The sequence below is a fragment of the Cryobacterium sp. TMT1-62 genome (genome assembly GCF_004403145.1).
In the GTDB taxonomy this organism is placed as follows: Bacteria; Actinomycetota; Actinomycetes; order Actinomycetales; family Microbacteriaceae; genus Cryobacterium; species Cryobacterium sandaracinum.
The window spans coordinates 25,380-38,821 of the sequence record NZ_SOGZ01000042.1 but is presented as its reverse complement, the minus strand read 5'-3'; the positions used below and the strand labels follow the sequence as shown (position 1 = coordinate 38,821).

Genomic DNA, 13,442 nt, shown 5'->3' with positions numbered 1-13,442 from the left:
TCATTGGAGCAAACACAAGGTCGACACGCTCAGTGTACATGCTTGTTATACAAGTGCGTGAGATCACACGATAGGCTCGACTCACCGACCAGGGGAGAACGAATGGATCGACGCACGGAGGCGGCCCTGGCAGGTCCGCTCGAGACCAATGGAAGTCTGCCGCTGCGGGTGGCGGTGTACTCGCGCATCACCGAGGCGATCCGCAACGGATCCCTGCCGATCGCCTCCCTGCTCCCATCGGAGTCCGAGCTCGGCACGGCGATGGGCGTCAGCCGCACGGTCGTGCGAGAGGCCCTCATGCTTCTCGAGGAGGACCGCTTCGTGCGCTCGCGCCGGGGCATCGGGCGCTTCGTCGCCGACCGGCTGCCTCACCTCGGGCTGCAGAAGATCCGTCCGATCGAGGAGCTTCTCAGCGAGACCGGACCGACCGTGCACGTCCGCCGCACCCAGACTGCGCTGCAGTCCGCGTCGCCCGCGTTCACTGCGGACGCCATCGGCATCCGCACCGACGAGGCCTCATGGTTTCTCGAGAGCGTCATCACCCGGGAGGGTGCACCCATCGCCCTGATCCAGGAGCATGTGCCGGGAGACCGCCTGAGCCGGCTCGGCGAGGCGGCGGTGGCGGCCGTGTCCGAGGCAGGCGTCGACGCGAACGCCCAGGGTGACGCGGGAGCTGCGGGACACAGTGCGCTCGCCGCGCTGATCGCAGTGCTCGGTCCGATCTTCGGGCCCGGCGAAACCGACATCACGCTCGGTGTTCCCGGTGCCACACGCGGCAAGCTGCTCGGGCTGCCGGCCAGCAGCCCGGTGCTCATCCTCACCCAGACTCTCGACCACGACGGGCGCCCGTTCTATCTCTCGAAGGCCCTGATCAACACCGACTTCGTGCAGCTGACGATCAGCCACGCGGTGCAGTCCTGAGCCGGGCCGCTACCGCAGCGCCGAGATAGTCATCGAGATCGCCTTGAAGTTCGCGATCCGCTGCTCGTAGCGGGCCGCGAGCACGATCAGGATGACGCCGCCCACGCCCAGCCACAGCCACCACGTCACCGCGCCGTAGGCCAGCGAGATCCAGGGCCAGAGCTGCGCCACCGCGTGCAGCATCAGCACGATCGCGCCGATCACGAACGGAGCCTGCAACTTGCGCACGGCACCGACCACGATCACCACGGTGGCAACGAGGCCGAGGCCCACCACCCGCCAGAGCGGGCTCTCGGTGATGTCGAGCAGCACCGACGGAACGAGCAGCACGAGCAGCATGAGCAGCCCGGGAGCAAGCCAGCGCCGGCTGCGCGCGGCCGGCGTGACGTCGAGGTGCAACCAACCGGTGGCCAGCAGGGCGATGGCCAGTGGAACGCTCACGATCTCCACCGTGGCCGGCGCCGCGTACGCGGACCCGGCGACCACGGCGCCGCCGCCAGCCCCGATCGCCACCCAGGCGACCATCCGGCCCAGTCGGCTGTCGTCGTACCAGAACGCCGCCAGGTGCAGCGCGGAGAAAGTCCAGACGAGCAGGATCACCCGGATGGTCGCCAGCGGCTCGTAGCCGAGTGCGGCCACCTCGGCCGCGAGAACCCCGACGGTCGCCAGGACCAACAGGACGTAACCGAGGCGCAGCGCGGGGGCATCCGTCGCTTCGCTGCGGCCCGGGCCGGTACCCTCATCGGTGCGCCGGGTGACGGTGACGAGACCTGTGCCGACGGCCGCCAGGATCAGCGCCGAGGGCAGCAGCCATGCCTCGAGCCGGGTGTCGGGGCCGTTCGGTGCGAGCTCGAGCAGCGGCTGGATGCGGGATGCGGCCGTGAGCACAACCGTGAGCACAACCGTGAGCGCGCCGATGCCGAGGGCCGGCCAGGCGAGGGATGCCCAGCGCGGCCGGACCAGGAGGAGCGCCCCGCTGACGGCGAACGCACCGCCGATGGTTAGGGCCAGCACGGGGCGGAGGAGATCGCCCGTGCCGCCGACCACCGCGCCGGGCAGCAGGGCCAGGGCCAGTCCGGCCGTGATCCAGCGGGCCCGCACGGCGACCGGCGCCTCGGTGTCGGCCGGTCGCGCGCGCCCGGCGAGCACCTGGCCGACGACGATAGCGAGGCCGAGCGGCACGGTCACGAACTCGAACGGTTCGGTGGCTTGCGTCCCCACGGCGCTCATCAGGGCGAACCCGGCCAGCCCCGCCGCAACCCAGCCGACGGCCATGGTCAAGGGCGCGCGCAGCCGCCACGCGGCCAGCACGTGCACGACCCCGAGGGCGAGCACGAGAACGGATGCACGCACCGCGGTCACGGCGGCGTCATCGGTCATATCGGCCCCGGTGAATGCGGCAATCTCGGCCGTCGTCACGGTCGCCAGCGCCAGCACGAGCAGCGTGATGCTCGCGATGGTGCGCGGACGGAGGGTCGCTGGGTCGGTGCGGGCGCCGATCAGGAACGCCCCCGCCGCCGCGGCAGCGAGCGGGAACAACCAGCATTCGAGCCGCGCATCGGGTGCGCCGGGTGCGCCGAGCACGCGCATCAGCTGCACGATGCTGGTCACCAGGAGCCCGATTGCTCCGCTCGTCCAGGCGGCGGCAAGGTACGCCGATCGTGATGGCCCCCAGCGCGCGACGGCAGAGCCCAGCAGCAGCACGCCGCACGCCGCGGCCATGACGATCGGACGCGCGGGCGAGCCGGAGGCCGAGGCGAGCGCCAGCGGCACGATCGCCACGAGCAGGCCGGCCAGGGTGAGCAGCGCCGCGGCCGGGCTTGCCGCTGCAGCCCGAGGAATGCGGCCGAACCGGCGGATCAGCACGGCCAGGACCAGCAGCATGCCGGCGACCGGGAGCACGTACGGCTCAGGGGCCTCGGTGCCGACGCGGTTCAGCCCGACCCAGAGGCCGGCCGTGCCGAGCAGCAGGGCGAGCCAGCCAAGATGGCGTCGCGGTGACCGGGAGCCGAAGAGCCCGTCCGGGGTGATCGCCGTGACGAGGGCGGTCGCGCCGACCAGCAGCAGCACGAGCCAGGCGAGGGGGCTCCCGGCGGCGAGAGTCAGGAGAGTGCCGGGAACCAGAATCAGGCCCGCGCCGGCCTCGAGGGCGAGCCGGTCCGTCCGCCCTTGGGTGTTCGAGGCCGTGTCACGTGCCCCCACCGTGTCGAGTACGAGGCCGAGGGCGCAGACGAGTAATGCCGCGGTCGCGACGGCGATGCCGTCGACGGGCGCGGGGGCATCCGTCGTCTGCCGCACGGACCAGATCAGCGCGAGCAGCGTTGGTGCGGCTGCGCCGAGGGCCACGACACGCTCGATCCGTGCGGTGCCGGAATTGCCGTGCAGCCGCAGCCAGATTCCGATGGCGCAAGGGTACTGGTCGGCCGTCCTAACGGGTGCGTGCGCGGTCAACCGGGGGAAAATACTGCCGCGCCGGACTAGAGCCGGTGCTCCGCCAGCCAATCCACGAGCACCCGATTGAAATCCGCCGGGCGTTCGACGCTCGGCAGGTGGGCGGTGTCGCGGAAGGTGAAGCCGGTGACGTCAGGGAGCGTCGACAGGAGGTACTCATATTCGGCGAGATGCGGGGTGATGTCGAATTCACCAACCGAGACGAACGCGGGTACCTCGATGTCGCTGACCTGGTTGAAAGTGGGCGGCTCAAGCGGAATCGGCGTCGGGGACTCTTCCGCATGCACGGCGTTGACTCGGCCCAGCGCGTAGGCCGTGGCCACGAATTCGGGGTCGAGGTCGGCCTCGGTGCGCAGTGGGCCGAACGCCCAGAGCGCCACCTCGAGTCGCGCCAGACGGTGCCAGTCCTGAGCGTCGAACGCGGCATCCAGTTCGTCGAACCGGGAGTCCTCGAGATCGGTCAGTTCAACTTCGGGGAATCCGCTGGGCCCGGCTCCGACGGTCACCAGGCCGTCCACGCGGACGGGGCTCTCCGTAGCCAGGTCGATGGCGGTCCCGCCTCCGCGAGAGCACCCGATCAGCGTGGCCGACGCCACCCCGAGGTGGTCGAGAACTGCGAGGGCGTCCGCACGCGGCGAGAACTCCACGTTCTCGGTGGTCGTCTGGCCGCATCCGCGGCTATCGAAACGGATGACGAAGTGGCCGGCAGCCAGCGCGTCGATCTGCGGGTCCCACATGCGCAAATTGGCGATGCCGGCGTGCAGCAAGAGGAGTGCCGGTGACGATACGTGGCCGGCTGTCTCGTAGTAGAGCGACGCGCCCGGAACGGTGAGGTGAGGCATGATTTAGCGTAGGCGTGCGGCGGGCGCCGCGGCAAGGGAATTACCGTGAGCGCACGAATCTGTGACCGCTGAATACCGGCGACCCCAACCCGGGTGACGGGTATGCAGGTGGACAGATTGACATCCATCGGGGCAAGAGTCACATTCGATATATCGACGCCGATCGATTAGTTGGTTGTCTGCCGTTCTGGGCCACGACGTGGCCCCATGAATTGGACCCACGACCTGGGACCAGTGGATCAACCCCATGGCGATCGCCCCAGAGTCGCGCGACGCCCCCATCAATGCCCCGTTCACTGCGCCGGGACTGAGCCGGCAAGTCCGAGGACTCGTGTGTCCGGGTTGCCCCGCGAACTCCTGCTCGCTTCGCGTGGCCGAAAAATACGAGGAACACCATGAACGCGTACATCACGACCACCTCTCCCCGCGACGGTGATTTCGGCATGCCTATGGCCCATCCGGCAGGATGGGCCATAGGCTCTTTCAACCCAGAGTCGTGCTGAGGGTGTTGTCTATTCCAGGATGCCGCAGGCGGCCGGATCCGTTGCTTCTGCCGGCAGGTTCGGGTCGAGTTCGCTTGCACCTCGGCTGAAGTCATACTCGCCGTTGCCGTTGTAGTCGACGCCATGGATCACGACGACGCCTTCGCCCTCGCGGATGGAATCAGCGATCTCTTTCGCCGTTCCTGTTCCGCTGGGGCCGGGGTATCCGGTTCCCCCCACCTTGGTGATGTGGAGATTGTCGCGGCTGTAGTGGTAGCTGCCGCCCTCAGACACCGGGAACCGGGTGACGTCCAGCAAGCTGGCCGGTGAGGTGTCCCCTGTCGTCGTCAGTGAGACGACGACCGGTCCGTAGGCGGGAATCCCTTCCACGGTGTTCAGGCGACCATCACCGTTGCTGTCCAGTGCGATGGTGGGGCACTCTTGCATCGCCTGGTTGCCGTAGTGAATGTGCTGAGCGTGCGGGGCCTCTGGCATCAGCCCGGAGGCGTGCACTTCAATGTGCTTGATCTTCTGGTTGCGAACTGTCGCGGTTGCAGTTCCGGATGCCCCGGATCCGTTGAGTTCCGTGAGGTTCGCGGTCAACGTCACCGTTTTGGGGGTGCGTTCGGATTGCGTGGTCTGCGCTTGAGCTGCTCCGGATCCGAGTACGGCTGCGGCGAACAACGCAACAGTCGAAACTCCGAGAATCCCGATGGAATGTCGTTTCACGATTTACTCCTTGGTCAGCGGTCAACGAGGAATTCCCGTTGATCATTGGTGGTTCGGAGCGGACAGTAATGAGGTTTGGTCATGTAGACAAGGCCGGGTGCGTGTCGGTCATCCGATTCGGTCTCGGAGAGACGACTTCCTCGTCGCAGGTTTGCCGGTCCATCCACAGGGTTCGTGAACTAAGGTTAGCCTTGCCTCAGTGTGACTGCGGGGGCAAACTTCGACCAGAGACAGCCGTGCGCACCGACAAAACATACGATGCATTCCCGCCCGCAAGGATATGCGCGGTAGAACCACTGAGGAGCACCCGACGCGACCCGATGGGCGGTCTTGAGGCCCTCCGACTCCTCTCCGGCGATCCGTCCGCGACTGCCCTCGTGACCGCGAATGGAACCATAAACTACGCCGAACTGGACGAACTTGTCCGTGACCGGCGTGAATTATTGGGAGACGGCCGCCGACTCGTCATGGTGTCGTGCGCGAACGCCCTGGAGCCCCTGGTGACTTATCTCGCCGCGCTCGCGGCGGGGCATCCAGTTCTCCTCGTCGCAGGCGACGGGGACGAGCCGAGCCAGGAGCGGAACAGGAACGGGCTCCTTGAGCGTTACGACCCCGACGTGGTTTTGGCGCCCGTCGGCGGCGAATGGCGTCTGGATGAGCGACGCGAGGGAAGCCGGCACACGTTGCACCCTGAGCTGGCACTGCTGCTCAGCACCTCGGGCTCGACAGGATCGCCGAAACTCGTTCGGCTGTCACGCGAGAATGTGCGCAGCAACGCGAGAAGCATCGCCGACTACCTCGCCCTGACCGAGCAGGACCGGGCGGCCACAACCCTGCCGATGCACTACTGCTACGGCCTCTCAGTCGTGAACAGCCACCTGATCTCCGGGGCGAGCCTGCTCCTCACCGAGCGTTCTGTGGTCGAGTCTGCATTCTGGAACGAGTTCGACGCGGCAGGGGCCACCTCCTTCGCCGGCGTTCCCTACACCTTCGACCTTCTCGATTCGACCGGATTCGCTGGGCGCCAACATTCGAGCCTGCGCTACATCACTCAGGCCGGCGGCCGGCTCGGCCCCGACCGGGTGCGCGATTACGCCCGGCTGGGGCAAGAACGTGGATTCGACTTCGTCGTCATGTACGGACAGACAGAGGCGACCGCACGGATGGCCTACCTGCCGCCGGAGTTGGCGGCGACCCGGCCTGAATCCATCGGAATCCCGATACCGGGCGGGCAGTTCCGCATCGACGACGCCGACGAGCACTCGGTCGGTAACCTCGTGTACACCGGGCCGAACGTCATGATGGGATACGCGGAGAGCCCGGAGGAACTCGCCGCTGGACCGACAGTGGGGGATCTGCGCACCGGCGATCTAGCCCGCCAGCACGACGACGGACTCTTCGAAATCGTCGGGCGGAGCAGTCGCTTCGTCAAGATATACGGCCTGCGGATCGACCTCGACCGGGTCGAACGGCTCCTTGACGACGACGGTGTCGAAGCGAGGGCGGTGAACCTTGAGGAACGCCTTGTGGTCTTCGTGCGAGAGCGGTGGGCCCTCGGGCTCGTCGCGCCGATCGTCGCGGAGGCGCTTGGCTTGCCCGATCACATCGTCCGGGTGCACATTGTCGAGGAGTTCCCCCTGACGTCCAGCGGCAAGCCAGACACCGCGAGCCTGCTTCGGGAGGCGGCGGACCTCGAGCGAGAAGTCCCGCTGGTGGATCGCAGAGGGACCGTGACGGCGGAAAATATTCGGGCGCTCTACTCAACCCTCCTTGACCGTCCGGACGCGGTCCTGGACGACAGCTTCGTCGCGCTGCACGGCGACTCGCTCAGCTACGTCGAGGTCTCGGTGCGGCTCGAGCAGATGCTCGGCACGCTCCCCAGGGACTGGCCCGCGAAATCGGCCCGGGAGTTGGCGAGCCGCCGAACCGCACCGTCCGGGGCGCGACCCCGACGGTCGCTGGCGCGCATGGAGACATCCGTAGTGCTGCGGGCTATCGCCATCGCGCTCATCACGGGGACGCACGCCAACCTCTTCCAGATGCAGGGCGGTGCTCACCTGCTGCTCGGAATCCTGGGCTATAACCTGGCCCGATTCCAGTTCGCCGATGTACCTCGGCCGGTACGGCTCGGGAAGCTTCTGCGCAGCGCCGTCCAGATCTTCGTCCCGGCCGTGCTGTGGATCGGTGGAGTTGCCCTGATCGGAGGGATGTACGAACCCGCGACGGTCTTCATGCTGCACAACCTGCTCGGCGGCGACGAACGCTGGACGGTGCAATGGCAGTACTGGTTCCTGGAATCCGTCGTGTGGACGATCCTTGGCCTTGCGCTTCTCTTCTGCGTGCCCCAGCTCGACCGGATCGAGCGCCGATACCCCTTCGTCTTCGCGGCGTCCTTCTTTGCGGGGGCGCTTCTGCTTCGTCTGCTGCTGACCGGAGGGGTCGAGGCAGGGCCGACCGAACGTTATTCGCTGCCGTTCGTGCTCTGGCTCATCGCTCTCGGCTGGCTCATCGCGCGTTCCACGGACGTCACTCGGCGGGTGCTGAGCTCTGCGCTCGTCGTGCTCTCCGTTCCGGGCTTCTTCGGCGACCCGGCCCGCGAGGCGATCACGATTGCGGGACTGCTTCTTCTCCTCTGGATTCCGGCCGTCCCCGTCCCGCGGATTCTGGTGTCGGTGCTGAGCGTCACGGCCTCGGCATCGTTGTTCGTATATCTCGTCCATTGGCAGGTCTTCCCGCTTTTCGGGGACGACGTACCGCTGCTCGCCACCATTGCCTCCTTCGCGGTGGGTATCCTCGCCTGGCGAGGATATTCCGCACTGAGCGCTTGGTGGACCCGTCATCCCGCGGTCGCAACCCGCACGCTTGTGGCCAATGTATTCGCGACAAGAACGTCGGCCGGTCGCCGGCGGTGAGGTTGGGCTGGATGAGCGGGGCATAGTTCGGGGTGAGGTCGGGTGCGGTTAGGAACGCGGGAGACGCCGTCCCCCGATGAGCAGCCAGAAGATCATGGCGGTCTCGCCCACGAAGCCGAACAGGCCGAAGGTCGGGGTGAAGGCGGGTGCCACCACCAGGCCGATGAGGTCGGCAATGTAACCGATGCCGGCGAGACCGATCAGGATTCCAAAGACCTTCGGCATGAAGCCCGAGCGGATCGACAGGTAGGCGATCAGGAGGAGATGCACCCCGAACAGGCCCAGGGCGGTGGTCCAGATCGACGAGAACGACTCGATGTCGGCCAGCGCGGCTTCCGGGGTGTCGAGGTTGGTGAAGGCGACCACGAGCCGGCTGAGAGCGACCATGAACCACCCGGCGAAAGCGATTCTGATCAACCCGGCACCAGCGGAGACGACACGGCTGACGGGCTTGAAGAGCGCGTAGGTGCCGGCGGCGGCGACGACGTCCAGCACGACGACGACACACAGCGCGCCGATCCCGGCGAGCCACAGCGCCGGCGAGGCGGAAATGGCATCGGTCGTCTTTTCCGCATCACCGGCGGTCACGAGGCTGTTGACGGCGATGAAATAACCAAAGATCGAGAGGAACACCATGGCCGTGAGGGCGGTGCCCGTTACGAGCGCTCCGGTTCGCTGCGACCAGCGGAAGGGGTTGAGTGTGGCAGCCGGCGCTGTGGCGCTGGGCGCGGGGTGGAGGTGAGTGGTCATGGCTCGTATCCTTACTGCATCTGTGGCTAAAACTTACGATGTATGCTTATGTTGTAAGTAAGATATATGTACGTGGTAAGGCTTGTCAACGGATATGAGTGCGGGAGAGAGACTTGGCAGCAGCACGTGAAGCAGCACCCGCACCCCGAGCTCGTTTGAACCGCGAGCGGGTGATCGCTGCCGCCGTTCGCCTTGCCGACACTGAGGGGCTTGAAGCCCTCACGATGCGGCGTCTGGGCAAGGACCTGAACGTGAAGGCCATGTCGATCTATAACCACGTGGCCAACAAGGATGACCTCATCAACGCCATGGCCGATGCGATCTTCAGCGAGATCGAATTGCCGTCACACAGCGATGCGTGGAAGCCGGCAATCCGAAAGCGCTCGATCTCATTCCGGGATGTCCTCGCCCGTCATGCTTGGGCTACGACCGTTCGTGACTCCGGAACGAACCCGGGACCGGGCACCCTCCGGCACCACGACCGGGTGATCGGAACCTTCCGCAACGGCGGTTTCTCGATCGCGAAGACGGCCCACGCGTTCTCCGCTGTCGACAGCTATATCTACGGGTTCGCGATGCAGGAGAAGAGCCTGCCCTTCACCACGCCGGAAGAGACGGCAGCGATGGCCGCGATCATGCTGGCGCAGCTGCCCACAAGCGAGTACCCGTACCTGGCTGAACTCACGGCCGACCACGTCTTGAAGCCCGGATACTCCTATGGGGATGAATTCCTGGTCGGGCTCGACCTCATGCTCGACGGACTCGAGACCATGCGAGACACCGATCAGGCCTTTGAATGAATGAGGGCGTCATGAGACACACGTGACGGGCACCCATTGACATTCCACGCGGCATCCGCGCCCCGGTTGTCACCTACACGGTGGTGGCGTCATCGACCTGGCCGACGAGCTCCTCGATGATGTCCTCGAGGAACAGAACGCCCGTGGCGACTCCGTCAGCGTCGAACGATGTGGCGACATGCGCACCGAGGCGCCGCATTGACGCCAGGGCATCCTCGAGTTCGCTGCCCCGGAACACGGAGGCCAGGCGACGGATGCGTTTGGCCGGCACCGGCTCCGTGAACGTGCTCCCGGAGGTGAGGTCCATCACGTCTTTCAGGTGCAGGTAGCCCGTGGGCTGCCCGTCGACGTCAGTGAGGATGTACCGGGAGTAGCCGTGCTGGGCGACGGCCCGCTGGATGTCGGCGGGTGACGCGGATGCCGGCAGGCAGACCATTGAGCCGATCGGCACCTCCACGTCGGAGACTCGCTTCGAGGTGAACTCGAACGCGGCGGAGAGGGTGCCCGAAGCATCCGTCAGGAGACCCTCGCGGGTGGACTGCTCCACGATGCCGGCCACCTCGTCGAGGGTGAATGCGCTGGTCGCCTCATTCTTCGGCTGCACCTTGAACAGGCGCAGCACCCCGTTCGCCAGCCAGTTCAGGCTGACGATCACCGGGTTGAAGATGCGGGCGACGAGGACGAGCGGCGGCGCCAGGATGAGCGCGGCGCGGTCGGGCACGGAGAAGGAGATGTTCTTGGGCACCATCTCGCCGAACACCACGTGCAGGAACGTCACGAGCGCGAGCGCGCTCGCGAAGGCGATCACGCTGATCGCGCGCTCAGAGAGTCCGGTCAGGGCCAGCGGGTACTCCAGCAGGCCGTGGATGGCCGGCTCGGACACGTTCAGGATGAGCAGCGAACACACGGTGATGCCCAACTGGCTGGTCGCCAGCATCAGGGTCGCGTGTTCCATCGCCCAGAGGGTGGTCTTCGCCGCCTTGTTGCCGCGGGCGGCGAGCGGCTCGATCTGCGACCGGCGGGCCGAGATCACGGCGAACTCGGCGCCCACGAAGAACGCGTTGACGGTCAACAACACGACGAGCCAGATCAGGCCCGGCCAGTACTCACTCATGGGTCAGGTCCTTCTGGATTCGGGTGACGATTCGGTCGTGTCTGGTGGCCAGGCTCGGATCGTGCTCGGGGTCTTCGGGGGTGTAGCGCACGCGCTGAACCTGCACGCCATCGACTCGGTCGATCCGCAGGATGCCACCGTCGACGGGGACCTCGTCGCCGAGTTCGGGAATGCGGTCGAGCTGATCGGCGATGAAGCCCGCGACGGTCTCGTAGTCGCCGTCCTCGGGCACCGTGACGCCCGTCCGATCGAACAGCTCGTCCGGCCGCCAGCCGGCGTCGAACACCACAGAACGACCCGAACGGATGACGCCGGCTTTCGCCCGGTCATGCTCGTCTTCCAGCTCGCCCACGAGTTCTTCGACGAGGTCCTCGAGCGTGACAATGCCGGCCGTTCCGCCGTATTCGTCCGCGACGACCGCGATCTGGAAGCCCTGTCTGCGCAGCAGGCCCAGGAGCGTGTCGACGGCCATCGACTCGGGCACACGCAGTGCCTCCACCTTCAGCTCGTCGGCGGTGACCTGGTCGCGTTGCGCCAGCTCGACGGCGAAGGCCGCCTTGACGTGCAGCACCCCGACGATGTCGTCGGAATCCCTGTCGATCACGGGGAAGCGGGAGTAGCCGGTGGCCGTGGACAGGGCCAGGATGCTCTCGGCAGAGTCGGTGACCTTGACCGAGGACATCCGTACCCGGGGGGTCATGACGTCGTCGACCGTGTGGTCGGCAAAGCGCAGCGTGCGGTGCAGCATGGCCGCGTGGTCGTTGTCGAGCACGCCTTCCGTCGCCGACCGCCGCACGAGGAAGCTGAGCTCTTCGGCGCTGCGGGCACCCGAGAGTTCCTCTTTCGGCTCGATGCCGACCAGGCGGATCAGGGCGTTGGCGGTGTTGTTGAACAGCAGAATGACGGGCTTGAATACGGCGGTGAACAGGGCCTGCGGGGGCAGCACGATCTTTGCCGTGGCCAGCGGCACGGCCAGGGCGAAGTTCTTCGGCATGAGCTCGCCGATCACCATGGAGAACAGGGTGGCCAGCGAAATGGCGATGATGGTGCCGAGCAGCGGCACGAGTCCTTCGGGCACGCCGGCGCCCGTGAGCGGCCCGGTCAGCAGCGAGCTGATGGCGGGCTCGAAGGTGAACCCGGTCAGCAGGGTGGTCAGCGTGATGCCGAGCTGCGCGCTGGACAGGTGCGTGGAGGTGATCTTCAGGGCCTTGATGGTCGGGCCGAGGTGTTTCTCGCCGCGTTCCTGCCGGGCCTCGAGCTCGTTGCGGTTCAGGGTGACCAGGGAGAATTCGGCGGCGACGAAGATGCCCGTTCCGACGGTGAGGAGAAGCCCGACCCCCACCATCGCCCACTCAAACAGCATGTGGCCCTCTCAGACTCGGGCGCAGGATGTCGAGGCGTGGCTGGATGGGCGAGGGTTTATCAGGGTCCATGAGGAGGGTAAGACTATCGGGCGGTGCCCGGCTGTGGCTGGGAAACTCTCGGTTCCAGCCTCCCTAAGCTCGTCGCGTGGGCGGTGCTCTGGTCGGCTTCTCCATCATCGGATTCGTGATCCTGGTGGGCTGTCTCGTCGCGCTCCTCGGCATCATCGGCGTCGGCGCCGGGCTGGCCATCAACCGGGTGTTCTTTCACACTCCGATGGCTGAAACCATGTTGGGTGCGGCTGCTCCTGGCGTTCGGCATGTCGTTGCACGGGGAGCGCCTGCTCAAGGCGGGATCGGCGCGCAAACGCGTGGCGGCGGCATCCGTCATCAAGGGGGTCGTGATGCCGGTGGTGCCTACATCTTCGGCCGGTTCGTCTCCGGCTGGACGCTGCGAAGCTGTTCGCGGTGGTGGCCGTCGCGGCGCTGCCTGCCCCGATCTAGCGGCCGGCCGGCCGATGGCCGAGCACGACATCGATCGCTCGAAGCCGAACACGGCTCCGGACCACAAAGCGAGGGAATGCCGGCCGAGCTGAGTCCGACGCCCTACGCCTCGTTCCGAACGAATTCGACGGAGATTTTGCTTTAGAAAGCGTGTTTCGGTTCAAAAACGGGTGCTTGACCAAAAATCTCCGTCGAATTGGTTCGACGCCGGGCACAGCGTTCCGCCTTCGATGAACCGAGGCCACTCGGTGCGGTCAGCTCTGACCTTGCGAAAGCGACACAACCAAACGATTCGGACTCACTCATCTAACACCGGGGGCCGCCGTCGCAGCCAGGGGCGCAGCATCCGGGTGATCTGGGGCATGACCAGGAAGGTCCTGGCCCCGCTGAGCCCAGCGCGTGGCCGCAGAGATGCGGGTCGGCTCGACGCGGCGGGTGACGGAGACGGTGACGGAGGTCGCTGGGCGCGCTTGTGGCGATATTGTGGCGATACTGTGGCGCCCCCAGGGTATGGAAGTCATTGTGCGAGTAGCGCCGCCGCGCTCGCACGCGCCGTTGCCGGCACGTTTCCGGCTC

10 protein-coding genes are annotated in these 13,442 nt (G+C 66.5%); 4 read left to right on the top strand and 6 right to left on the bottom strand.

Features of this window, described 5'->3' with window-relative positions; translation table 11 throughout:
- Positions 1–102: 102 nt before the first annotated feature.
- Entirely contained in the window at positions 103–921 is an 819-nt protein-coding gene (locus tag E3T34_RS12545) for a GntR family transcriptional regulator (protein ID WP_104100074.1), read from the top strand.
- 9 nt (positions 922–930) lie between these two features.
- On the opposite strand, the gene E3T34_RS12540 is transcribed toward E3T34_RS12545, so the two are convergent.
- The 3 genes from E3T34_RS12540 to E3T34_RS12530 all read right to left on the bottom strand — a co-directional run bounded on the left by E3T34_RS12540 (position 931) and on the right by E3T34_RS12530 (position 5,380).
- Positions 931–3,372 carry an SCO7613 C-terminal domain-containing membrane protein gene (locus E3T34_RS12540; RefSeq protein WP_134343176.1) on the bottom strand — a complete coding sequence of 814 codons (2,442 nt, stop codon included), beginning with the start codon at positions 3,370–3,372 and terminating at the stop codon, positions 931–933.
- 26 nt (positions 3,373–3,398) lie between these two features.
- Positions 3,399–4,214, bottom strand: a complete 816-nt coding sequence (locus E3T34_RS12535; RefSeq protein ID WP_134343175.1) for an alpha/beta fold hydrolase — start codon at positions 4,212–4,214, stop codon at positions 3,399–3,401.
- 512 nt (positions 4,215–4,726) lie between these two features.
- On the bottom strand, positions 4,727–5,380 hold the full coding sequence (locus E3T34_RS12530; protein ID WP_104100078.1) for a hypothetical protein: 654 nt from the start codon (positions 5,378–5,380) through the stop codon (positions 4,727–4,729).
- A gap of 113 nt (positions 5,381–5,493) precedes the next feature.
- Here E3T34_RS12530 and E3T34_RS12525 point away from each other — a divergent pair, with 113 nt between their 5' ends.
- A complete protein-coding gene (locus tag E3T34_RS12525) occupies positions 5,494–8,337 on the top strand; it encodes an AMP-binding protein (RefSeq protein ID WP_134343174.1) in 2,844 nt (947 codons plus the stop codon).
- Positions 8,338–8,385: 48 nt separating this feature from the next.
- On the opposite strand, the gene E3T34_RS12520 is transcribed toward E3T34_RS12525, so the two are convergent.
- Entirely contained in the window at positions 8,386–9,087 is a 702-nt protein-coding gene (locus tag E3T34_RS12520; RefSeq protein WP_134343173.1) for a DUF4386 domain-containing protein, read from the bottom strand.
- A 113-nt stretch (positions 9,088–9,200) separates the two neighbouring features.
- On the opposite strand from E3T34_RS12520, the gene E3T34_RS12515 reads away from it, so the two are divergent.
- Entirely contained in the window at positions 9,201–9,887 is a 687-nt protein-coding gene (locus E3T34_RS12515) for a TetR/AcrR family transcriptional regulator C-terminal domain-containing protein (RefSeq protein WP_198411440.1), read from the top strand.
- A 73-nt stretch (positions 9,888–9,960) separates the two neighbouring features.
- Here the strand turns inward: E3T34_RS12515 and E3T34_RS12510 are convergent, their stop codons facing one another.
- Both E3T34_RS12510 and E3T34_RS12505 read right to left on the bottom strand, forming a co-directional pair.
- Positions 9,961–11,001, bottom strand: coding sequence for a hemolysin family protein (locus tag E3T34_RS12510; protein WP_134343172.1), 1,041 nt, complete (start codon positions 10,999–11,001; stop codon positions 9,961–9,963).
- Complete coding sequence (locus E3T34_RS12505) at positions 10,994–12,361, bottom strand: hemolysin family protein (RefSeq protein WP_134343205.1); 1,368 nt, start codon at positions 12,359–12,361, stop codon at positions 10,994–10,996. Before E3T34_RS12505 ends, E3T34_RS12510 begins: the two co-directional genes overlap by 8 nt.
- Before the next feature lie 149 nt (positions 12,362–12,510).
- On the opposite strand from E3T34_RS12505, the gene E3T34_RS12500 reads away from it, so the two are divergent.
- Positions 12,511–13,011: a hypothetical protein gene (locus tag E3T34_RS12500; RefSeq protein WP_134343171.1), complete on the top strand. Its 501-nt coding sequence runs from the start codon at positions 12,511–12,513 to the stop codon at positions 13,009–13,011.
- Positions 13,012–13,442 lie beyond the last annotated feature (431 nt).